This is a genomic window from Gibbsiella dentisursi (genome assembly GCF_039539505.1).
Lineage (GTDB): Bacteria > Pseudomonadota > Gammaproteobacteria > Enterobacterales > Enterobacteriaceae > Gibbsiella > Gibbsiella quercinecans.
The window spans coordinates 62,500-84,694 of the sequence record NZ_BAABDG010000007.1 but is presented as its reverse complement, the minus strand read 5'-3'; the positions used below and the strand labels follow the sequence as shown (position 1 = coordinate 84,694).

Sequence of the window (22,195 nt, the reverse complement as noted above, 5' to 3'; positions counted from 1 at the left end):
GGTGGTTTGCAAAAAGTTAGCAACGAATCAATGCGTTATGATAATGCGGGAATAGCTCAGTTGGTAGAGCGCAACCTTGCCAAGGTTGAGGTCGCGAGTTCGAGCCTCGTTTCCCGCTCCAAATTATGTGCTTGTGGATAACGCCGCAGGCCAACAAAAAAGGACCTTCGGGTCCTTTTTTCGTTTCAGCGAACATCTCAGCAATCCCTTACATCCGAAACTTTTTAGTCCATACATCCAGGTGGGTGAAGCTCCGCATCCTTGCTAGCGCGAAGTGGTGACAGGTCGAGGATTTGCCACTAACTTTCCTGCCTGTGCGAAAAACCGGCGCAATCTGTACAGCTTTTCACCCATCATTTTTTTCTAATGATGGTGTCACTTTTCCATTCTTATTGCACATATAGGACGAGTCTCGGAAAAAATGGCTTGAGCGCCGCCAGAACTTATCGTGAGCGGCTGATGCCGGCCTGCTGTAAAGCGGCGGGAGCCGCTTATCAATGACATAAGGACCTTGGGTTGATGCTATTTTCCCAACGCCGCCAGCGAGGTGTCGCCCTGATAGGCGCGATGATTATCGCTATGGCCTTGTTGCTTTTCTGGCCGCGTGCGGCACCGTTAACCTATATCACCGTGCCGGTTCGTAACGGCGACATCGAAAATACCATACTGGCCGCCGGCAAACTGGATGCGATTGATCGCGTCAACGTTGGCGCGCAAGTGTCGGGCCAGGTGAAATCACTGAAGATCAAAGTGGGGGATCATGTTCATAAGGGCCAGCTTATAGCCGAAATCGATGATTTGCCGCAACGTAATGAGTTGCGCAATGCCGAAGCGGCGCTCAATGTGGCCTACGCCCAACAATTAGCCAAGCAGGCCGCCTTGAAACAGGTGGAAGCCGAGTTTCGCCGGCAAAAAAGAATGCTGAGCGATAATGCCAGTTCCCAACAGGATTATGAAAGCGCGGAAGCCACGCTGGCGACGACCCAGGCCGATCTGCTGGCGCTAAAGGCCCAGATTCTGCAAGCGCAAATCGAAGTGGATAACAAAAAGCTTGCTCTCGGCTATACCAAGATTTTGGCGCCGATGGACGGCACCGTCATTGCAGTTATCACCCAACAAGGCCAGACGGTCAATGCGAATCAAACGGCGCCCACTATCGCCAAACTGGCCAAACTGGATGTCATGCATATTAAAGCGCAAATATCCGAGGCGGATATCACCCATGTCACGATAGGCCAGAAAGCCTACTTCACTATTTTTTCCGAACCGGGGGAACGCTACAACGCGATATTACGCAGCGTGGAACTTGCGCCGGAGTCTGTTATGCAGGACGACGCGCTTTCTGTTAGCCAGTCATCCTCCGGCAGTGATAACCCTTCGGTTTATTATAACGCACTGTTAGATGTGCCGAATGCGGAAAACAAATTCCGCATTGCGATGACGGCGCAGGTATCCATACTCAGGGCCGAGGCCAAAAATACCCCGTTGATTCCCCTGCAGGCAGTGTCCAATAAACCGGGCGGCAAACGCGAAGTGCTCATACTGGGTGCCGACGATAAACCGCAGGCGCGTGAGATCACCACCGGCATCACCAATAACGTGGATATACAGGTGCTGGCGGGCCTGAAGCCGGGCGAACGCGTGGTGTTGTCATCAACGCAGAACGGGGCGGCGAACACCCGATGAACACCATCATCGAGTTGCGCAATGTCAGCCGCACCTACACCAACGGCGGCACGCAATCCCGGGTGTTGAAAGGGATCGACATGGCGATCGCCCCCGGCGAGATGGTGGCGATCATCGGTGCGTCTGGTTCCGGCAAGTCAACATTGCTCAATATCATGGGGTGCCTGGATGTGCCCGACGGTGGGGACTATTTCATCGGCGGGCAGAATGCCGCCTTACTTTCCCCAGACGAGCTGGCGCGCATGCGGCGTGAGCATATTGGCTTTGTTTTCCAGCGTTATCACCTGATGCCGGACACCAGTGCGCTGGAGAATGTGGAAATCCCGGCGATTTATGCCAGCGCTGATCGTCGGGAACGGCGCGAACGCGCCACTCAACTACTGGGCCAACTGGGGCTTGCCGGCTATGAACACCATAAGCCGGGGGCGCTTTCCGGCGGCCAGCAGCAGCGGGTGAGCATTGCCCGCGCCCTGATTAACGGTGGGGAAGTCATTCTGGCGGATGAACCTACCGGCGCGCTTGATTCCCATTCCGGGCAAGAGGTGCTGCAAATCCTCGCCAGCCTTAACCAGCGTGGGCATACCGTTATCATCGTCACCCACGATATGGCGGTCGCCCAACATGCTCAGCGTATCATTGAGCTGCGTGACGGTGAGATCGTGGCTGACAGCGGCCAGAAGATATCTGCTACTCATGAGCCGCATCTGCGCCCGCGTATCGCAGGGCAACGCTATTGGCGTAGCCTGTTTGACCGTGTGCGTGAATCGTTGCGCATGGCGTTGAAAACCATGGCGGCTCACCGACTGCGAACGGGGCTGACCATGATTGGCATTGTTTTCGGCATCGCCGCCGTGGTGAGCGTTGCCGGCTTGGGCGAGGGGGCCAGGCAGCGTACGTTGCAAAGCATCCAGAACCTGGGCTCGAGCATGGTCAATATTTACCCTGCGGTGGATTATTCCAAGGGGGTCCCCAAAAGCTTTCATACCCTGATCCCGGCGGATGTGGATGCGTTGGCTGGCCTGGGCGTGGTTGCCAGTGCCAGCCCCATGATTACCACCTTAAAGCCGATCCGCTTTCAGGGCAAATCGGCCAATACCGCGATCAATGGCGTCGGCCGCGATTTTTTCCGCATCGGCGGCATCAGTCTCATCGAGGGGAGCAATTTTTATAACGATCTTGATGCACAGCAGGTTGTCATTATCGAAGACGGTCTGGTTAAAACGCTGTTTGATAATGAACAGGGCAGCCCGCTGGGCCAGATCGTTTTCCTGGGGGATGTGCCGGTAAGAATTATCGGCGTGGCGCACAGCAATCAAAATATGAACCCGAATACCCTCAATGTCTGGCTGCCTTATACTACCGTGATGCGCCGCTTGGTTAATCGATCTTCGCTCAACAGCATCACCCTGCAACTGCAAGAGAACGTTGCGGATGAAGCGGCGGTCGGCGCGATCGGCCAACTGCTGAGACAACGCCATGGCGCCGAGGACTTCAGGCTTTTCAATCTCGATCAATTCCGCCGCACTATCGAGCATACCTCCATGACTTTCCGCATGTTGATTTTGATGATTTCGGCCATTGCGCTGATCATCGGCAGTATCGGGGTGATGAACATCATGCTGGTTTCCGTCACTGAACGCACCCACGAAATCGGGGTGCGTATGGCAGTGGGAGCCCGCGAGAGCGATATCATGCAACAGTTTATGATCGAGGCGGTATTGGTCTGCCTGGCGGGCGGCATTTTGGGTATCGCTATCTCGCTGGGGATCGGCCCGTTGTTCTCCACGCTGTCAGGCGGTGTACTGACGGCCGTCAGCTCTTGGCATACTGCGGTATTGGCCTTTTTCTGTTCAACCCTTATCGGCATGATTTTCGGCTATCTCCCTGCTCGCAAAGCCGCGCGGATGGATCCGGTTCTGTCTCTGGCGAGGGAATGATGAAAAAATGGATCCCCCATCTGGGCTTGGTGGCTGCCGTCATGCTCAGCGCAGGCTGTGGAAATGCCTTGCGCAGCGAATACGCGCCGCCGGTGATTGACTACCCCGCGCATTGGCGGCAGGCCGGCGCAGCCGGTGAGGCGGTGCCCTTTTCCTGGCGTGATTTCAACGATCCGGCGTTAATCCGCTGGCTGGATTTGGTCGCCGCGAAAAATAACGATCTGGCGCTTGCGGCGCTGCGAGTGTATCGCGCGCAGTTGAATGAGCAACTGACCGGCATCGAGCATCAGCCGGTGGTTAGCGGTACGCTGAGTGCCAGCCGTAACCGGCCGTTAGACCGTTCGCTTCCCTGGAGCAAGAGCAGCTATGCCACAGTCAGCGTCAGTTATGAGGCGGATCTGTGGGGCAAACTGGCCCGCCAGCAGGATGCGGCGATCTGGGAGCGTGAGGCCACCGAGCAGGAGCTGGATGAAGCCCGGCTGACGCTGCTGGCAAATGCCAGCTCGAACTACTGGCAACTGGAGTTTTTGAACCAGCGTATCGCCATCAGTCAGCAGAGTATTGACCATGCGAACGACTCCCTGCGGCTGGTTACCGCCCGCTTTCAAGCCGGCGATGTTTCTGCGCTGGATAGGATTGCTGCCGAGCAAAATGTCGTTAATCAGGAAAATAGCCACCTGGCGCTGTTAAGCGAACGGCAAAGCGCGCTGAACATGCAGGCCGTGTTACTGGGGGCCAAGAGCGGGAGCACGGTAGTGAACCCAGCCCACCTGCCCAGTGGGCCTTTTCCGCAGGTTAATCCGGGGATCCCGGCCAGCGTGCTGGCTTGCCGGCCCGATATCAGAGCGCTGGAGCTGCGGTTACGGGAAGCGCTGGCGAATGTCGACGTGCAGCGGGCGCAGCTTTATCCGGCGTTCAGCCTGACCGGCTCACTCGGCACCAGCAGTAACGCCTTGGTACGCTTCCTGAGTAACCCGGTCGCCGCTGTTGATGCCGGGTTAACATTGCCGTTCCTGCAGTGGCGGACAATGAATATCAATGTGAACATTGCCCGCAACGATTATGAACAACGGGTCATTGATTTCAAACAGGCACTGTATGCCGCTATGGCCGATGTCGATAATGCTCTGACGTTGCGTGGCCAACTGCTAAAACAGGAACAGCTGTTAAGCCACGCGCTGGAGTTGGCGCAGCAATCGGAAAGCATGTATGAAATCCGCTATCGTAATGGGGCCACGCCCATCAACTTTTGGCTGGATGCGCAGGAGACCCGGCGCATGGCCCAGGTTGCCCTGGACACCAATCGTTTTGAGCAGTTGCAAAACCTGGCGCAGATTTATCTTGAGTTAGGCGGGGGCGATTGCCAATAAGCCAGGCTGACCCGCTGGTTGTTGTGCGCTAAGCCACGGTTGCCGGGGGCGAAGCCCATGTTCCCGTCGCTACATCCCCGTGGTTTCTTCCTTCCGCCGCTGTTCTCTTTACGCCTGCGTTGCCATCTCTGGCAAAAAAACTGGCCGCGTATCCGGTGCTTTCCTCCTTTTCCCCGCAACCTGGACTATGTTTGAACGCATTCAGGTGAAATGAACCCATCGTTTATTGCCCTGGATGAAGGAGGGCAGTCTCCGCTGCTGCCTTCAACAATACGTTTTTAATGGAATTTCCTTATTTTAAAAGGGGCTAACTGTGTTCCTGCGACAACTTCACTACCTGCTTGCATTGGCGGAACATCAACATTTTGCGCAGGCCGCAGAGAGTTGCTGGGTTTCGCAACCGTCTTTATCCGTGGCTATCCGCCAGCTGGAGCGTGAGTTGGGTATTACTATCATTAAGCGCGATCGTCGCTTTCAGGGCTTTACGCCGGAAGGTGAGCGGGTGCTGGCCTGGGCCAGACAGACCCTGTCCTCGTTGGACGGGCTAAAGCAAGAAGCGGCCCTGGCGCAGGCCGTCGCCGGGGGGCATCTGGTGATTGGGGTGGTGCCCTCGGCCATGCACGCGGTTTCCATGCTGATCAGGGAGTATCGGCGCGCTATTCCGCGGCTGAGCCTTAAAGTTTTTTCCCTTAGTACCCGGGAAATTCTTAACCGGCTAAAAAAGCAGGATTTGCATTTGGGCATTGCCTATGCCGAACGGCACCCGGAGGCGATCTATGAAACCCTACCGTTGTATGCCGAGCGCTTTGTGCTGTTGTCTAATGGTGAAGTCGCGCCACCGGCCGGCGCAGCTTTCAACTGGGCCGAAGTTGGGGCGCTGCCGCTGTGCCTGTTTAACCACGAGATGCAAAACCGCCGGGTGATCGAACAGGCTTTTCATCAGGCCGAGGTGGTTCCCCTGGTGGTGGTCGAGACCAACGCGCTCAGCGTGCTGTATGAAATGGTCAGCAGCGGCCAGGCCTGCAGTATCGCGCCGATCAGCGCGATCCCCGACTATTTGATCACCAATGGCATCGTTGTTCACCCGATAGCATCTCCACCGTTACCACAGATGAGCCTGCTGCGCCTGCGTAAAGAAAGCCAGCCGGCAGTATTGGACCGGGTTTGGGGGATGACGAGCCAGCTCGACTTGCCGTGCAAAATCGACCAGGCGATTGCCGGCATGCGCAGATAGGTATGGGCTATCTGCTGATATTTTCAAACAATTGGACGGGGTAGTAGCCAGCGCCCAGACTGGCTGCGTTACAAGGTATATGGCTGGAAGCCACAGCTATGTAACCATCCTAAAAGGTTAAATGGAGATAACGATGTCCAAGATTTTGTGCGTATTGTATCCCGATCCTGTTACCGGTTTTCCGCCGGTTTATGCCCGCGACAGCATCCCTGATATCCGTTGCTATCCGAATGGCCAGACGGCGCCGACGCCGGCTGGCGAATTGGGCTTTACCCCCGGCGAGCTGATCGGCAGCGTATCTGGGGAATTGGGATTACGTCGCTATCTGGAAAGTCAGGGCCATGAGCTGATTGTGACCAGTGACAAAGAAGGCGCGGATTCGGTATTTGAACGCCATTTGCCGGATGCCGATGTGGTCATTTCCCAGCCGTTTTGGCCGGCTTACTTGACTGCTGAACGCATTGCCAAAGCGAAGAAGCTTAAACTGGCGCTGACCGCCGGCATTGGTTCCGACCATGTCGATCTCAAGGCCGCCGCCGAACGCGGCATCACCGTGGCCGAGGTGACGTTCTCCAACTCCATCAGCGTGGCGGAGCATGTGGTGATGACGGTACTGGCCCTGGTGCGCAACTACCTGCCGGCGCATCAAATCGCCAACAACGGCGGCTGGAACATTGCGGACTGTGTGGCGCGTAGCTATGACGTGGAAGGGATGCATTTCGGCACGCTGGGCGCCGGGCGCATTGGGCTGGCGGTGCTGCGCCGTTTAAAACCCTTTGATATGCCACTGCATTATTATGATCCTCACCGTTTGTCGGCGGAGTGCGAAAAGGAGCTGGGTTTAATTTACCATGATACGCCGGAGTCGCTGGTCAGCGTCTGCGATGTGGTTAACCTGCAGACGCCGCTGTACCCGGCAACCCAGGGGTTCGTCAATGCGGCCTTCCTGGCGAAGTTCAAGCGTGGCGCCTACCTGATCAATACCGCCCGCGGCGCACTGTGTGAGCGCGATGCGATCGTCCACGCACTGGAAACCGGGCAATTGGCGGGCTATGGCGGCGATGTGTGGTTTCCTCAACCGGCGCCGATCGACCATCCATGGCGGCGTATGCCGCATCAGGGCATGACGCCGCACATTTCCGGCACCTCACTGTCGGGGCAGGCGCGCTATGCGGCCGGGACGCTGGAAATCCTGCAGAACTTCCTGGAAGGCAAGCCGATCCGCCACGAATACCTGATTGTCGATGGCGGCAATTTGGCGGGTGCCGGCGCCAACGCCTATAAATTGGCCTGACGGCAGCGCTGAACGGCGGCCGGCGGCCGCCGTTATTATTTGCACGGCCAGCAATCCCCTTGGGTTTAACGTCATGTTTCTGCCAATCAAGCGCACAGGGCGTATACACTTCATACTTCAAGTTGCAGGTGTGTTGGCTTTCCTCGCTCACCCCAGTCACTTACTTCAGTAAGCTCCTGGGGATTCGCTGCGTTGCCGCCTTCCTGCAACTCGAATTATTTTGGGTATATACTTGTTTCATCGTTTACTCTAATGGAAGGGGAGTCCCATGGTGTTCGCTATTCAGAAAGATGATGATGAAAGCAAAGAAACCGAACAAAACGCGTCCTCCGCGCTGATTCAGCAAAAAATGCTGGATTCACGCTCTATCATTATTTCCGGTGAAATCAACCAGGCATTGACCGAACGGGTGGTATCGCAGCTCCTGCTGTTGCAGGGGATCAGCGATGCGCCAATCAAAATCTATATTAACAGCCAGGGTGGGCACGTTGAGGCCGCCGATACGATCCACGACATGATCAAATTCATCAAGCCGGAAGTGCATATCATCGGCACCGGCTGGGTGGCCAGCGCCGGGATCACCATTTTTCTGGCTGCGCCCAAAGAGCGCCGCTACTCATTGCCTAACACGCGCTTTATGATCCATCAGCCGCTTGGCGGCGTGCGCGGCCAGGCTAGCGATATTGAAATCGAAGCGAAAGAAATCGTGCGCATGCTGGATCGGGTGAACAGATTAATTGCCGATGCCACCGGGCAACCGGTAGAGAAAGTAAAAAAAGACACCGATCGCAACTATTGGATGAACCCGCAGGAAGCGATTGATTACGGCATCGTCGGGCGCATGGTCACCCGCTATGACGAATTAAATCTGGCCTAAGCTGTATTCTGGCAATGTGGGGCGCAAGCCCTGCGTTGTACAAACGTGTTATCCCGCGCTTTTCACCGCCTTGCATGGCAATCGCCATTGTGGCGTTGCTCAGGATTATTTTGCCGCCCTTAAAGGGAGCTACGCAAAATAATCCTCTACCTGCACAAGCATGCAAATCCCCAATAAACTCACGCCATGTTAGCTTAACCCATACATTTTGACCTTCTGTTTACCGTGCCGGTAACCGAATAAAGGTAGTTAAAATAATGGGCAGCTATTTTTTCTCCAGTCCGCGGATTTATTTTGGCGAAGACGCTATTTCTTCATTAAGTGGTTTGAAGAATAAACGCGTTGGTATTGTTACCGATGATTTTATGGCGAAATCCGGCAAGACAGACTATTTGATGAGCTTCATGCCCGGCGCCGAGGTCACTATTTTCAGCGCAGTTAAGCCCGATCCCGACATTGATATTCTCAAGGCCGGTGCGGCGTTATTCGAACCCTTCAAACCGGATGCCATCGTGGCCTTGGGCGGCGGTTCATCGCTGGATGCCGCCAAGGGGATTAAGGTGACGCTGGAAGAGTGCTATCGCGGCCAGCCGATTGAATTAATCGCCATCCCAACCACCAGCGGTTCGGGATCGGAAGTGACGGCGTACGCGGTCATTTCCGATCCGCAAAATGGCCGGAAACACCCCTTGATCGCCGAACAACTGGTGCCGGACTGTGCGATTCTCGATCCGCACCTGGTGCTGACGGTGCCGCGCCAGGTAGCGGTGGATACCGGCATGGATGTGTTGACGCACGCGATTGAAGCGCTGGTTTCCCGCGGGGCGAACGATTTTAGCGATGCGTTGGCGGAAAAAGCCATTGCGCTGACCTGGGCGTATTTGCCCAAGGTATTTAACGACGAAACCGATATTCAGGCGCGCACGCACATGCACAATGCCTCCTGCATGGCGGGGATGGCATTCAATTGCGCCGGTTTAGGCCTGGTGCACGGCATGGCGCATGCGATCGGCGGTATGTTGCATATCCCCCATGGGAAAATCAATGCCATGTTATTGCCGTTGCTGATTGAATTTAATAGCGAAGCGGTAACGGAAGGGACTATCGAACGTTATGCCCGCTGCGCCCAAATTATCGGGATAGCGAATACTCCGCCGCGCCAGCGCATTACATCATTGGCGGAAAGTATCCGTGGATTAAATCAGCAGTTTGGCATACCCGCGACGTTACGCGAGCTGGGCACGGATCTCGCGCTATTCGAGCGTTTACGCCAAGCGTTGATTGATGCCGCGCTGGCCGATGGCTGCACGGCATCCAACCCGCGCCCGCCGTCGGCGCAAGATATTGATAGGTTGCTCACCCGGATTGCCGGGTAGCCAGGCCAGGGCGGTCTGTTTGCTCTCAAAGGGTAAAAAAGGCCGGTTGAAAGATAAAACACCATCGCGTTGCTGAATAGCCAGAAAAGGCAGCGGGCGACAGTGCCACTATCCCATTTATTCATCAGGTCGATAATTTTATGCAAGATAGCCAACAGCAAGCCGAATGGATCACCCGGCAGATATTGGAAGAGCTGGCAGCCGGGGAACGCCCGGCGCAGGTGCCGCATATGGGCGGGGGCCAGGTATTGGACATTCCGGTCGGCATTTCAAACCGCCACGTTCACTTGTGCCGGCAGGATATGGATGTGTTATTCGGCTACGGCTCCTCGCTGACGCGGTTAAAAGCGGTGAAGCAACCCGGCCAGTTTGCCGCTGAACAGACGGTGACGCTGCGGGGCCCCAAGGGGGACATCGCCAATGTGCGGGTGCTGGGCCCGCTTCGCAGCGCAACACAGATTGAAATCTCGGTCGCCGACGGTTTCGCCTTGGGGGTGAAGGCGCCGGTCAGAATGTCTGGCGATATTGACGGCTCGCCGGGGATCGAAATCATCGGCCCGCAGGGGCGCGTCATCAAACCCAACGGCATGATTGTCGCCTGGCGCCATATTCATATTTCACCACAGGAAGCGGAAAAATACGGCTTGCGCGATGGGATGGAGATCGCTGTGCAGGCCGAAGGGCAACGTGGCGGCATCTTGCGCCATGTTGTGGTGCGCGCCAGCGCCGATGCGGTGCTGGAACTGCATATCGATGTGGAAGAAGCCAACGGCTTCGGGCTGCGTAATGGCGATCGGGTGCGCCAGGTTCGGATCGCCTAAGCCGCCGTTGCCGCGAGGTATGGCCCGATATATATGTATTAATACGAGAGGGGTTATGGACAGCCAGGCATTATCCCAACTGCTGGATACCATCATCGCTGAGCTGGTGGCGCAAAAAAAGCCCGCCGTGCCGGCCGGGGATAAAGACGTGCGGGTGTTGATCACCGGTGACGATATGTTCGCTTTGCCCGCCACCCTAGATTGCCTGGCTGCGCTGGCGAGCCGTGGCTATCCGCTGCGGGTGTATTTTTCCCACAGTGCCGGCCGTTCGCCGTTGAAAACCCAGTATATGCAGGCGATCGCGCGCCAGTGCCCCAGCGCGGTCTGCCATGCGCTGCCGCCAGGCGATATGCAGGATACCCCTTATGGCTGCCTTTTTTTGCCGGCCTTGTCTGGCAACAGCATGAGCAAAATTGCGCTGGGTATCCGCGATAACATCGCCGGCGAATGGGTGTTTGATGCGCTGAGTCGGCAAAAGCAGGTGATTGTCACATTGAATAACGAATGTTTGGCCATGTCCGGGGGTAGTCTGGCCGCACCGTGGCTGGCCAGATTGGCATCCTATGCGCAGGTGCTGGCGAGCTATGGCATCGTTATTTCAGGGCGCAAACCCGCCGGCCCATGCCCTACCGCAGTGGCCGGTGCGCACCGGCCACTGCGGGGGAAAAAAACGCTGATTACCCTGCGTGATATTCGGCTGCATCCCGCCGGGGAACCGCTTGCCGCCGACAGCAATACGCTGATTACCCCTGCCGCACTGGATGAAATCAGGCGGCGGCATATCTCCATTACGCAACGCTGATAAAGGAGGGAACATGTACCTGGCAAAAGTGACCGGTGCGTTGGTTTCTACCACCAAGCATGCCTCACTCAACGGTTCGAAACTGCTCATCGTCGCCCGCCTTGATGAACATTTCTTACCCACCAGCAATGTGCAGGTGGCGGTGGATATCGTTGGCGCAGGCAATGGCGAAATCGTCATCGTCACCACCGGCAGCTCGGCGCGCTTTAGTAACGGCCGGGAGCATTCGGTGATTGATGCCGCCGTGGTCGGCATCGTGGATTCCCTTGAATTAAATGGGAAATAACGCCGTTTTATCGTCATGAGGAAACGCCTATGTCAGCGCCAGATCCTGCCCGATACTTGCCGATTGAACGCTGGGTTGATGCCGCCATTGCCCGGCAAATGCCGGAACCGGGGGCTGCGTTCAGCCTGCAGGATGCGGCGCATTTAGCCCTGTTCGCCCAACAAGAGGCCGATGCCTGCGGTGTGCCCATCGTGTTTAGCCTGGTGGATGGCAGCGGGCGCCAGCGCTATTTCTTCAGCATGGATCACGCGCTGTTGGTCAGCCACACCCTGGCCTTTCAAAAAGCCTATAGCGCGGTCGCGTTGAAAATGCCGACCCATGAGCTTGCCGCATTGGTGCAGCCCGGCGCCGTGCTCTATGGCTTGCCGCATCTGGCCGATATTTGCTGCATTGGCGGCGGGCTTCCTTTGTGGGCGCAAGGGCGCCTCATCGGCGGCATCGGCATCAGCGGCGGCACGGTTGAACAGGATTTGACGATCGCCCGTAACGTACTGCGGCGCTTTAGCACCGCCTATTTTTCACTTATCGCTTAGGCCGCGTATCGCTATCGCGCTCATCGGCGGCAGGCCGGCCAAATTCGTGGGTTTCTTTTCATTTTTCTTTAGGGGGCAGCATGTCCTTAACGTCGTTGGTGTTGGTGATTAACTGCGGTTCTTCCTCCATTAAGTTTTCGCTGATCCCGCTTGGGCAAGACGCGCCGGTTTTATCCGGCATTGCGGAAAGGCTGGGGCTGGATAATGCCGTGATGACCTTTAAGGATCGCGCAGGGAATAAAACGGCCGTGGTATTGGCGGCGGCCAATCACCGCGCGGCGCTAAAAGCGTTATTTGATAAATTAGCGCAGCAACGCCTGTTGCCGGCTATCCACGCTATTGGTCACCGGGTCGCCCACGGCGGCAACGGCTTTAAACATTCGGTGTTGCTGAATGCCGAGGTGGTTGAGAAGATCAGGGCGCTTTCGGTATTGGCGCCGTTGCATAACCCCGCCAACCTGCTGGGGATTGAGGCCGCTATCGCGCTGTTCCCGGCGTTGCCGCAGGTGGCGGTCTTCGACACCGCGTTCCACCAGACATTACCGCCGGAAGCCTACACCTATGCCATCCCATTGGAATATCAGCAGCGCTATCAGGTGCGGCGTTATGGCTTTCACGGTACCTCGCATCGCTATATCGCCGGCGTGGCTGCTGCCACCTTTAATTTGGATCCGGACGATCACGGCATTCTCATCGCCCATCTGGGGAATGGTTCGTCGGTGTGCGCGGTAAAAGATGGCAAAAGTGTTGATACCTCAATGGGGATGACGCCGCTGGAAGGCCTGGTGATGGGAACCCGCTGCGGCGATCTGGACTTTGGCGCCGCCGCCTACATTGCCAAATGCACCCGGCAATCGATGGAATCACTGTACCACATGGTCAATACGCAGTCTGGCCTGTATGGGATTTCTGGTATTTCCAGCGACTGCCGAACGTTGCAAGAAGCTCGCAGCCAGGGCAACCCGCGCGCAGCGCTGGCGATCGATGTGATGGTGCATCGTCTGGCCAGGCACATCGGTGCGCACCTTACCTCGCTTAAGCAGCTCAACGCGTTGGTGTTCACCGGCGGCATTGGCGAAAATTCGGCGTTGATTCGCGCGCTGACCGTCAGAAAGCTGGCCGTGCTGGGGTTGCGGCTTGATGCGGAAAAAAATGAACAAACCTGCGGCGGGCGCAGCGGGGTGATTTCTCCGCCGGGCACACCGATTGTCGCGGTCATTCCTACCAATGAAGAAAAAATGATTGCCCATGATGCGGCGGCGCTGTCCCAGGCCGTTTTGTTAAAAGCCTGAATATATATCGCTATACTCGTCATACTTAAAGTTGCAGGTGTGTTGGCTTTTCTGCAGCTCGAATTATTTAGAGTAAAAAATTTAATAAAAATGCGAGGGAGATAACAAAAATAACCGCTAAATTCACCGTATTGAACAGTTTATTTTAGGTGTCTAATAACGCGTTATTATTTCCGGCCACGTTTTTAACCACAGGTGGATTTTGTTGTCCGGTTTACGGGCGATATAACAAGAAAGTCCCGCTGACGGGCAAAACATTTCCGCTAAATAGCCATAACATTAACTTGTATGAATATATTACGCACATCGGCGATGCGTTATTGCTTTGTGCACCTTTACTCTCTATCGGAATTATCGAGGTCGTTATGCAACAAGAAGCATTAGGAATGGTTGAAACAAAAGGTTTGGTCTCCGCAATTGAAGCCGCTGACACCATGGTGAAATCCGCCAATGTGACCTTGGTTGGCTATGAAAAAATTGGTTCCGGCCTGGTAACGGTAATGGTGCGCGGTGATGTGGGCGCGGTTAAGGCGGCCACTGACGCAGGCTCTGCGGCGGCGGGGAAAGTGGGCGAATTGGTCTCCGTACACGTTATTCCGCGCCCGCATATCGAAGTGGAAAAAATTCTGCCAAAAGCCGTCGGTTAATAACTACAGAGGATACTGACCATGAGAGATAATCTTGTTGAGCAGATTATATCTGAAGTGATGACAAAACAGACCGACGCTCCCACCAAAGGCTCGACCGCGGCTTCGTTCATGGGCTGCGGCCTGACTGAATTTGTCGGTACTGCAATCGGCCATACCATTGGTCTGGTCATTGCGAACGTCGATAATCAGCTGCATGAAATTATGAATATCGACAAGAAATATCGCTCTATCGGTATTCTTGGTGCGCGCACCGGCGCCGGGCCGCATATTTTTGCCGCCGATGAAGCGATTAAAGCGACCAACAGTGAAATATTGGTCATCGAACTGGCCCGCGATACGGAAGGGGGCGGTGGGCATGGTTGTTTGATTATCTTCGGGGCGGAAGATGTTTCCGACGTTCGGCGCGCCATTGAAGTTGCGCTGTCCGAAATTGAACGCACGATGGGCGACGTTTATGGTTCGCCCGCCGGCCACCTTGAGTTTCAATACACCGCCCGCGCCAGCTACGCGCTGAATAAAGCCTTCTGCGCGCCGGTCGGTAAGTCTTTCGGCATGACCTGCGCCTCCCCGGCGGCGATCGGCGTGGTGATTGCGGATACGGCGGCAAAATCCGCGGTGATAGAGCCGATTGGCTATGCCAGCCCAAGTAAAGGCACCAGTTTCAGCAACGAAGTGATTTTTACCTTTGCCGGGGATTCCGGCGCCGTTCGCCAGGCGGTGATTGCGGCCCGTGACGTTGGGATGCAGCTCCTGGCCACGTTAGATCCAGCAGAAATTAAATCCACCACAACGCCCTATATCTGAAACCCTCGGATGGCGAAGCGTGCGTGCGGTGTGGGTAAGGAATCGAAAAGATGAATGATATTGAAATAGCTCAAGCGGTATCGAATGTGCTGAGCAAATACACGAAAGCGGCGCCTGCCGCTGCCGTGATGCCAACCGCAGCGCCGGCGAGCGCCCAGCCGGCGGTGTTGGCCGGCCTGGATGATATCGTGGCCCAGGCGCTGGCGCAGCAGGTGCAACCGGCGCCCGCGGCGGGCAACGGGGTGTTCGCCAGCATGGATCAGGCCATTGCCGCAGCGGTTGCCGCGCAGGTCCAGTATCGTTATTGCTCAATGCAGGACCGCACTGCGTTTATCAACGGCATTCGCAGCGTTTTTCTTCAGGATGAGGTGCTGCAAACCATCTCTCGCATGGCGGTGGAAGAAACCGGCATGGGGAACTACCAGGATAAGCTGATCAAAAACCGCATGGCTGCGCTGAAGACGCCCGGGCTGGAAGATTTGGCCACCAGCGCCTGCAGTGGGGACAGCGGGTTAACCCTGGTTGAATATTCCGCCTATGGCGTGATTGGTTCGATCACCCCGACGACCAACCCGACCGAAACCATCATCAACAACAGTATCGGTATGCTGGCGGCGGGAAATACCGTGATATTCAGCCCCCATCCGCGTTCAAGAAAAGTGTCTTTATATGCGGTGGAACTGATCAACGACAAGCTGGCGCAACTGGGCGCGCCGGCCAATTTGGTCGTCACGGTGGCGCAGCCTTCGATTGACAACACCAACGCGCTGATTAGCGATCCGCGCATCAATATGCTGGTGGCGACCGGCGGCCCGGCGATCGTGAAAACGGTGATGTCGTCGGGCAAAAAAACCATCGGCGCCGGCGCCGGTAATCCACCGGTGGTGGTGGATGAAACGGCCGATATTGAAAAAGCCGCCCGGGACATCATCAAGGGCTGCAGTTTTGATAACAACCTGCCGTGCGTAGCGGAAAAAGAACTGATTGTCGTGAACCAGGTCGCCGATTACCTGATCCATTGCATGAAGAAGAGCGGCGGTTATTTGCTGTGCGATAAAGCGCTGATTCAGCAGTTGCAGCGCCTGGTGATGAATGAACAGGGCAATGGGCCGAATACCGCGTTTGTCGGGAAAGATGCCGGCTACTTGCTCCAGCAGATCGGCATCGCCGCGCCGCCGGAGGTTAAGGTGATTGTCATCGAAACCGAGAAAACGCATCCCTTCGTGGTGCATGAACTCATGATGCCGGTGCTGCCTGTGGTACGTGTGGAGAATGTGGATGAAGCGATCGAACTGGCGGTGCAGGTTGAGCATGGCAATCGCCATACCGCCATCATGCACTCCACCAACGTCGACAAACTGACCAAAATGGCGCGGCAGATTCAGACCACCATTTTCGTCAAGAACGGCCCTTCGTATGCGGGGCTGGGGGTAGGGGGCGAAGGGCACACCACGTTTACCATTGCTGGCCCGACCGGCGAAGGGCTCACGTCGGCGCGCAATTTTGCCAGGAAACGGCACTGCATCATGGTTGAAGCGCTGAATATTCGCTAACGCTCGGCGGGGGCATAGCCAGATGAAAAAACGCATCATTAATGCGCCGGCGCCGGAAGTGTTGGCCATGTTAAAACGCCGGATGCCGGGGGAATTTCGTTCGCGGCTGGATTTGATTCGAATTGATGCGATTGGCCTGATTATGCTGCCGGTGCCTGACCTGTATTTTTATGCCGATATGGCCAGTAAAAGCGCGCACGTTGTGGTGTCGGAGATCTTCGGCAGTTGCCCGCAGCATGTGACCACCCTGGCTATTTTCGGCGAAGTCGCCGCCGTCAATGAAGCCATGCGAACCATTGAGGATGATGACAGCCACTTCTGAGAATCTCATGATGAAAAGAATCTTATTGCTCGCAGGCGACTTTTCCGAAGACTACGAAGTCATGGTGCCGTGGCAGGCATTAAGCATGTTGGGTTTCAGAGTGGATGTAGTGTGCCCGGGGAAAAGAGTCGGGGAGTTTATTAAAACCGCCGTGCATGATTTTGAAGGCGACCAGACTTACAGCGAAAAACCCGGCCACTTATTCCGGCTAACGGCCTCTTTCGATGAAATAAAATTACAAGATTACTGTGGCTTTTATATTTCGGGCGGGCGTTCATCGGAATATCTTCGGCTGAATAAATCCGTCTTGAATATTGTCCACTATGCAATGAACTTCTCATTACCGTTAGCCGTAATATGCCACGGGCCGCAAATATTAGCCGCCGCCGGCGTGCTGCAAGGAAAAACCTTAACGGGATTTTTCACAGTAAAACCTGAAATAGAGTTGGCGGGTGGCATCTGGATGAATGCGGCTGATGATGAAGCGGTTATTGACGGCAATTTAATTACCGCAACCACCTGGATGGGGCATCCGGCAATACTGCGCCAGTTTATTACTCTGCTTGGCGTGAACATTATCCATAAGCACCCTGCACTGCCGCAAGGTTAACAAAATTAATTTTCGGGAGTTATTGTATGTTAGAGAAAGGTTTTACTCATCCGACCGATCGTGTTGTCAAGCTCAAGAATATGATCCTGCATGCTAAACCGTATGTTGAATCAGAGCGCGCAGTGCTGGCGACAGAGGCTTATAAAGCATCTGAAGCGCTACCGGCAATCATGCGCCGGGCGAAAGTGGTCGAAAAGATCTTTAGCGAATTGCCGGTGACTATTCGGCCTGATGAACTTATCGTCGGTGCGGTTACCATTAACCCACGCTCAACAGAAATCTGCCCGGAGTTCTCCTTCGACTGGGTAGCGAAAGAATTTGGCACCATGGGTTCACGCGTAGCAGATCCTTTCATTATTCCAGAGAAAACGGCGCAGGAACTGCAGGCGGCATTTAACTACTGGCCGGGTAAAACCACCAGTTCGTTGGCCGCATCGTATATGTCTGAAGGCACCAAAGAGAGTATGGCCAACGGCGTGTTTACCGTGGGCAACTACTTTTATGGCGGCGTCGGCCACGTCAGCGTGGACTACGGCAAGGTGCTGAAAATCGGCTTCCGCGGCATTATCAATGCCGCCACCAAAGCACTGGAGCAGCTTGATAGAAGCTCCTCCGGCTATATCAAGAAAGAGCAGTTCTACCACGCCGTTATCATCAGCTATAACGCCGCCATCAAATTTGCGCAGCGTTATGCTCAACAGGCGGCGCAGTTGGCCCAGCAAGAGAGCAACCCGGCGCGCAAGCGCGAGCTGGAGCAAATCGCGCAAAACTGCAGCCGCGTGCCGGAATTCGGCGCCACCACCTTCTGGGAAGCCTGCCAGGCATTCTGGTTTGTTCAGTGCATGCTGCAAATTGAATCCAGCGGCCATTCCATCTCGCCCGGGCGCTTCGACCAATATATGTATCCTTATCTGGCGGCGGATAAATCCATCTCGAAAGAGTTCGCACAGGAGCTGGTGGACTGCTGTTGGATCAAACTCAACGACATTAACAAAACGCGTGATGAAATTTCGGCCCAGGCGTTTGCCGGCTATGCCGTATTCCAGAACCTGTGTGTTGGCGGGCAGACGGAAGATGGCCTCGATGCCACCAACGATCTGAGCTACATGTGCATGGAGGCGACGGCACACGTGCGCCTGCCGCAGCCTTCATTCTCTATTCGCGTCTGGCAGGGCACGCCGGATGAATTCCTGTATCGCGCGTGCGAGCTGGTGCGTTTGGGGCTGGGCGTGCCGGCGATGTATAACGACGAAGTGATTATTCCGGCGCTGCAAAACCGCGGCGTATCGCTGCATGACGCCCGTGATTACTGCATTATCGGCTGCGTAGAGCCGCAGGCGCCGCATCGCACTGAGGGCTGGCATGACGCTGCGTTCTTTAATGTGGCTAAGGTGCTGGAGATTACGCTGAACAACGGCAAGGCGGGGAATAAACAGATCGGCCCGGCCACCGGCGATATGACGCAGTACACCAGTATGGATGATTTCTATACGGCCTTCCGTCAACAAATGGCGCATTTCGTGCACCAACTGGTGGAAGCCTGTAACAGCGTCGACATCGCCCACGGCGAACGTTGCCCGCTGCCGTTTCTCTCGGCCCTGGTGGATGATTGTATCGGCCGCGGTAAATCGTTGCAGGAAGGGGGCGCGATTTATAACTTCACCGGCCCGCAGGCGTTTGGCGTCGCCGACACGGGCGATTCGGTGTATGCGATACAAAAACAGGTGTTTGAAGACCGCAAAGTGACGCTTGATGAGCTGAAAAGCGCGCTGGATACCAACTATGGCTATCCGATCGGCGGCGCGCCGCATGCGGCGGCAGGCAAAGCCGCGCTGGGCGAACAGGATATTTATGCGGTAGTGAAACGCATCATCGATCAGCACGGCGCGTTGGATCCTGCCGCGATTAAAAAAGAGGTCTACCGCCAGCTTTCCATTGATGGCGCATCACCATCCGCGGCGGGCGCGGGCAACGGCACGCGCTATGCAGAGATTCGCCGCATCATGGAAGACACGCCGTGCTTCGGTAATGATATTGACGATGTCGATTTTGTTGCCCGCCAGTGTTCGCTGATTTACTGCCAGGAAGTGGAGAAATACACCAACCCACGCGGGGGGCAGTTCCAGGCGGGGATTTACCCGGTGTCCGCCAACGTGCTGTTCGGTAAAGATGTGGGGGCGCTGCCTGATGGCCGCCTGGCCAAAGCGCCGTTGGCAGATGGGGTGTCACCGCGCCAGGGTAAGGATATCCTGGGGCCATCGGCTGCGGCAAACTCGGTAGCCAAGCTCGATCACTTTATCGCTTCGAACGGGACGCTGTATAACCAAAAATTCCTGCCTTCATCATTGGCCGGGGAGAGTGGTTTGCGTAACTTTAGCGGCCTGGTGCGCAGCTATTTTGATAAAAAGGGCATGCATGTGCAGTTCAACGTTATCGACCGTAATGCCCTGATCGAGGCGCAGAAAAATCCCGAGCAGCATCAGGATCTGGTGGTACGCGTTGCGGGCTATAGCGCGCAGTTCGTGGTGCTGGCGAAAGAAGTTCAGGACGACATTATCAGCCGTACTGAACATCACTTCTGATGCGTAGTCAGTAAAACGGCGCGTGCGCTGATGGATTCGCTAACCGGCCCAGGACGGGCCGAATAACAGCATGCCCTGCGGCTTGCCACCGTTAATCGCGGTGGTATTACCAACATAAATTCGTGCGCTCGCCGTCTTGGCTATTTTATTGGCGGCGAATCGGCATCTAAATATCTTGCGGGTAATTTCCGTGTATTTATTCCCCGCAATGTTTATTAAGAGCAATGTTATGAATAAAGTTCAGTACGATACTGAAGGCGTTTTATTTAACATTCAACGTTATTCTTTACACGATGGCCCCGGGATACGCACGATTCCTTTTCTAAAAGGCTGCCCGCTGGCCTGTAAATGGTGTAGTAATCCTGAATCGCAACGGCCACAGCCTGAATTAATCTACAAGAAAAACGACTGTATCCACTGTGGCAAATGCATTGAGGTTTGCCCGCAGCAGGCGCTTTCAGTCAATAATCTTTTCTTTGTTGATCGTGAACGCTGTATTCAGTGCGGCAAATGCACCCAGGTTTGCCCGACGCATGCGCTGGAAATGAAAGGCAAACGCATGACGGTGGCGGAGGTGATGCGCGAGCTGCAAAAAGAGGAGAATCTTTATCGCCGTTCCGGCGGTGGGGTGACGCTTTCCGGCGGCGAACCGCTGGCGCAGCCAGAGTTTGCGCGTGAACTGCTGAAGGCCTGCAAAGAGAAGGGCTGGCATACCGCCATCGAAACCACCGGGTTCACAACCCGGGAAGTGATTGAAGATGTTTTCCCGTATGTCGATCTTGCCCTGACGGATATCAAGGCGATTAACCCTGCGGTGCACAAATGCAATACCGGCGTGGATAACAGCCGGATTCTGGAAAACCTTATCCGTATTTCGCTAATCACCAAAGTGATTGTACGCATTCCGGTGGTGCCTGGGGTAAACGATAATCCCGAAGAGATTCACAGCATCGCTGAATTTGCGCGGTTAATGCAAAATGTCGATACCCTCCATTTGTTGCCGTATCACGTGTTTGGTGAAAATAAATATGGCCTGCTGGGGCGGGAATATCCCATGGGGGATGCACAGAAGACCGATGACAAAAAAATGGCGCTATTAAAAAAAGAAGTTGAGTCTTTAGGGTTTAAATGCCAGATCGGCGGCTGAGTCTATATCCATAATAATATGCATTTCGGCCAGCGGTAACCCTATTTTCTTTCGTAGACATCTTATTTCTTCCAATAATTAAAGAGGTAAGCTATATGAATAGCTTCGATATATTAGTCGCATTTGGCGGCGGGGTTTTCGGCGCCGCCGTGGGGGCGCTGGCCGCGTTTGAATTTGTTGGGATATTGGTCATTGTGATGGCTATTGTTCAGATTATTACCGGCGCACCTTCGGACTTCATTCTATTTCCGTTCGGTTTTTTTGGCCCGCATACCGGCGGGTTTGCAGCCGGCGTTGCAGCGACGGCCTATGCGGCAAAGAAAGGGATGCTCAGCTCCGGGCGTGATATTACCGCGGGGCTAAGCGGTTTAGGCGCATACGACGTATTACTGATTGGCGGGATATTTGGCGTACTGGGTTATGCGGTTGCCTGGGGATTAAATCAGATCCCTGCCTTTGCGCCGGGCTACGCTTGGACGGATACCGTTGCATTAACCGTGGTGATCTCCGGTATGGTGGTGCGCCTGGCCTTTGGTAAAACGGGGCTGTTGGGCAAACCGGAGCTGGGGATCCGCCATTGCTACCCGCCGCAGGACAAATGCTGGATGCCGTACCACAGCCGTATTCCGCAGTTGTCGGTGCTCGGCGTGGGCATAGGGCTGATGGCGGGGTATCTCGGCCACAAGTTCGGCGGGGATGGGGCGCTGCTGGCGTTCGGCCTCTCGGCATTTTCGCTGATCTTTTTGCACTTTAATACCCAGGTGCCGGTATCACATCATATTGCGTTGCCTGCAGCCCTTGCCGCGGTGTTTTCACAAAGCCTGATTTGGGCCGCGATTGTCGGGTTGCTGTGCGCCCTGTTGGGGGAGTTTGTCTCGCGCGTATTCCTGGTGCACGGCGATACCCATATCGATCCGCCCGCGATGACCATTGCGATCATGACCACCCTGGTTAACCTGTTGGCGATGCTTGGGTTCTTCACGCTATTGCCTTTGCTGTAACGGCACCGCCGGCAGGTT

General features: G+C 55.4%; 20 protein-coding genes and 1 tRNA gene. All 21 read left to right on the top strand.

Annotated features, from left to right (window positions below):
* Positions 1-45 precede the first annotated feature (45 nt).
* A tRNA-Gly gene (locus ABFX35_RS14680) sits at positions 46-121 on the top strand.
* Positions 122-519: 398 nt separating this feature from the next.
* On the top strand, positions 520-1,686 hold the full coding sequence (locus tag ABFX35_RS14675; RefSeq protein WP_095848127.1) for an efflux RND transporter periplasmic adaptor subunit: 1,167 nt from the start codon (positions 520-522) through the stop codon (positions 1,684-1,686).
* Positions 1,683-3,623 carry a MacB family efflux pump subunit gene (locus ABFX35_RS14670; protein WP_346081932.1) on the top strand — a complete coding sequence of 647 codons (1,941 nt, stop codon included), beginning with the start codon at positions 1,683-1,685 and terminating at the stop codon, positions 3,621-3,623. Before ABFX35_RS14675 ends, ABFX35_RS14670 begins: the two co-directional genes overlap by 4 nt.
* On the top strand, positions 3,620-4,993 hold the full coding sequence (locus ABFX35_RS14665) for a TolC family protein (protein ID WP_346081931.1): 1,374 nt from the start codon (positions 3,620-3,622) through the stop codon (positions 4,991-4,993). The genes ABFX35_RS14670 and ABFX35_RS14665 overlap by 4 nt, the downstream gene beginning before the upstream one ends.
* Positions 4,994-5,306: 313 nt before the next feature.
* Positions 5,307-6,227: a LysR family transcriptional regulator gene (locus tag ABFX35_RS14660; RefSeq protein WP_346081929.1), complete on the top strand. Its 921-nt coding sequence runs from the start codon at positions 5,307-5,309 to the stop codon at positions 6,225-6,227.
* A 133-nt stretch (positions 6,228-6,360) separates the two neighbouring features.
* Positions 6,361-7,521 (top strand): NAD-dependent formate dehydrogenase, encoded by a 1,161-nt coding sequence (locus ABFX35_RS14655; protein ID WP_346081928.1) that lies wholly within the window; start codon positions 6,361-6,363, stop codon positions 7,519-7,521.
* 268 nt (positions 7,522-7,789) lie between these two features.
* A complete protein-coding gene (locus ABFX35_RS14650) occupies positions 7,790-8,398 on the top strand; it encodes an ATP-dependent Clp protease proteolytic subunit (protein ID WP_346081927.1) in 609 nt (202 codons plus the stop codon).
* A gap of 257 nt (positions 8,399-8,655) precedes the next feature.
* Positions 8,656-9,774, top strand: coding sequence for a 1-propanol dehydrogenase PduQ (locus ABFX35_RS14645; RefSeq protein ID WP_346081926.1), 1,119 nt, complete (start codon positions 8,656-8,658; stop codon positions 9,772-9,774).
* Positions 9,775-9,914: 140 nt separating this feature from the next.
* Positions 9,915-10,595, top strand: coding sequence for a phosphate propanoyltransferase (pduL, locus tag ABFX35_RS14640; protein WP_346081925.1), 681 nt, complete (start codon positions 9,915-9,917; stop codon positions 10,593-10,595).
* 55 nt (positions 10,596-10,650) lie between these two features.
* Positions 10,651-11,397, top strand: a complete 747-nt coding sequence (locus ABFX35_RS14635) for a hypothetical protein (protein ID WP_346081924.1) — start codon at positions 10,651-10,653, stop codon at positions 11,395-11,397.
* 13 nt (positions 11,398-11,410) lie between these two features.
* On the top strand, positions 11,411-11,683 hold the full coding sequence (locus ABFX35_RS14630) for a EutN/CcmL family microcompartment protein (RefSeq protein ID WP_095848136.1): 273 nt from the start codon (positions 11,411-11,413) through the stop codon (positions 11,681-11,683).
* Positions 11,684-11,712: 29 nt separating this feature from the next.
* Positions 11,713-12,216, top strand: coding sequence for a GlcG/HbpS family heme-binding protein (locus tag ABFX35_RS14625; RefSeq protein WP_346081922.1), 504 nt, complete (start codon positions 11,713-11,715; stop codon positions 12,214-12,216).
* A gap of 80 nt (positions 12,217-12,296) precedes the next feature.
* Complete coding sequence (tdcD, locus tag ABFX35_RS14620; protein WP_346081920.1) at positions 12,297-13,508, top strand: propionate kinase; 1,212 nt, start codon at positions 12,297-12,299, stop codon at positions 13,506-13,508.
* Between the two features lie 365 nt (positions 13,509-13,873).
* Positions 13,874-14,155 (top strand): propanediol utilization system shell hexameric protein GrpH, encoded by a 282-nt coding sequence (grpH, locus tag ABFX35_RS14615; RefSeq protein WP_002438304.1) that lies wholly within the window; start codon positions 13,874-13,876, stop codon positions 14,153-14,155.
* A 21-nt stretch (positions 14,156-14,176) separates the two neighbouring features.
* Entirely contained in the window at positions 14,177-14,962 is a 786-nt protein-coding gene (gene pduB / locus ABFX35_RS14610) for a propanediol utilization microcompartment protein PduB (RefSeq protein ID WP_346081918.1), read from the top strand.
* A 50-nt stretch (positions 14,963-15,012) separates the two neighbouring features.
* Positions 15,013-16,515 carry an aldehyde dehydrogenase family protein gene (locus ABFX35_RS14605; RefSeq protein WP_346081916.1) on the top strand — a complete coding sequence of 501 codons (1,503 nt, stop codon included), beginning with the start codon at positions 15,013-15,015 and terminating at the stop codon, positions 16,513-16,515.
* Positions 16,516-16,537: 22 nt separating this feature from the next.
* Positions 16,538-16,837 carry a BMC domain-containing protein gene (locus ABFX35_RS14600; RefSeq protein ID WP_095848141.1) on the top strand — a complete coding sequence of 100 codons (300 nt, stop codon included), beginning with the start codon at positions 16,538-16,540 and terminating at the stop codon, positions 16,835-16,837.
* 10 nt (positions 16,838-16,847) lie between these two features.
* Complete coding sequence (locus tag ABFX35_RS14595) at positions 16,848-17,447, top strand: DJ-1/PfpI family protein (protein WP_121553327.1); 600 nt, start codon at positions 16,848-16,850, stop codon at positions 17,445-17,447.
* Positions 17,448-17,473: 26 nt separating this feature from the next.
* Positions 17,474-20,029, top strand: a complete 2,556-nt coding sequence (grpM, locus tag ABFX35_RS14590) for a glycyl radical diol dehydratase GrpM (RefSeq protein WP_346081914.1) — start codon at positions 17,474-17,476, stop codon at positions 20,027-20,029.
* 229 nt (positions 20,030-20,258) lie between these two features.
* Positions 20,259-21,176, top strand: coding sequence for a glycyl-radical enzyme activating protein (locus ABFX35_RS14585; protein ID WP_346081912.1), 918 nt, complete (start codon positions 20,259-20,261; stop codon positions 21,174-21,176).
* 95 nt (positions 21,177-21,271) lie between these two features.
* On the top strand, positions 21,272-22,177 hold the full coding sequence (locus ABFX35_RS14580) for a DUF7973 family transport facilitator (RefSeq protein WP_346081910.1): 906 nt from the start codon (positions 21,272-21,274) through the stop codon (positions 22,175-22,177).
* The last annotated feature ends 18 nt before the right edge of the window (positions 22,178-22,195 follow it).

Bases quoted from the DNA above. Each gene is read 5' to 3' on its own strand.
- ABFX35_RS14675 (WP_095848127.1), top strand. From the start codon at position 520: ATGCTATTTTCCCAACGCCGCCAGCGAGGTGTCGCCCTGATAGGCGCG.
- ABFX35_RS14670 (WP_346081932.1), top strand. From the start codon at position 1,683: ATGAACACCATCATCGAGTTGCGCAATGTCAGCCGCACCTACACCAAC.
- ABFX35_RS14665 (WP_346081931.1), top strand. From the start codon at position 3,620: ATGATGAAAAAATGGATCCCCCATCTGGGCTTGGTGGCTGCCGTCATG.
- ABFX35_RS14655 (WP_346081928.1), top strand. From the start codon at position 6,361: ATGTCCAAGATTTTGTGCGTATTGTATCCCGATCCTGTTACCGGTTTT.
- ABFX35_RS14650 (WP_346081927.1), top strand. From the start codon at position 7,790: ATGGTGTTCGCTATTCAGAAAGATGATGATGAAAGCAAAGAAACCGAA.
- ABFX35_RS14645 (WP_346081926.1), top strand. From the start codon at position 8,656: ATGGGCAGCTATTTTTTCTCCAGTCCGCGGATTTATTTTGGCGAAGAC.
- pduL (WP_346081925.1), top strand. From the start codon at position 9,915: ATGCAAGATAGCCAACAGCAAGCCGAATGGATCACCCGGCAGATATTG.
- ABFX35_RS14635 (WP_346081924.1), top strand. From the start codon at position 10,651: ATGGACAGCCAGGCATTATCCCAACTGCTGGATACCATCATCGCTGAG.
- ABFX35_RS14630 (WP_095848136.1), top strand. From the start codon at position 11,411: ATGTACCTGGCAAAAGTGACCGGTGCGTTGGTTTCTACCACCAAGCAT.
- ABFX35_RS14625 (WP_346081922.1), top strand. From the start codon at position 11,713: ATGTCAGCGCCAGATCCTGCCCGATACTTGCCGATTGAACGCTGGGTT.
- tdcD (WP_346081920.1), top strand. From the start codon at position 12,297: ATGTCCTTAACGTCGTTGGTGTTGGTGATTAACTGCGGTTCTTCCTCC.
- grpH (WP_002438304.1), top strand. From the start codon at position 13,874: ATGCAACAAGAAGCATTAGGAATGGTTGAAACAAAAGGTTTGGTCTCC.
- pduB (WP_346081918.1), top strand. From the start codon at position 14,177: ATGAGAGATAATCTTGTTGAGCAGATTATATCTGAAGTGATGACAAAA.
- ABFX35_RS14605 (WP_346081916.1), top strand. From the start codon at position 15,013: ATGAATGATATTGAAATAGCTCAAGCGGTATCGAATGTGCTGAGCAAA.
- ABFX35_RS14600 (WP_095848141.1), top strand. From the start codon at position 16,538: ATGAAAAAACGCATCATTAATGCGCCGGCGCCGGAAGTGTTGGCCATG.
- ABFX35_RS14595 (WP_121553327.1), top strand. From the start codon at position 16,848: ATGAAAAGAATCTTATTGCTCGCAGGCGACTTTTCCGAAGACTACGAA.
- grpM (WP_346081914.1), top strand. From the start codon at position 17,474: ATGTTAGAGAAAGGTTTTACTCATCCGACCGATCGTGTTGTCAAGCTC.
- ABFX35_RS14585 (WP_346081912.1), top strand. From the start codon at position 20,259: ATGAATAAAGTTCAGTACGATACTGAAGGCGTTTTATTTAACATTCAA.
- ABFX35_RS14580 (WP_346081910.1), top strand. From the start codon at position 21,272: ATGAATAGCTTCGATATATTAGTCGCATTTGGCGGCGGGGTTTTCGGC.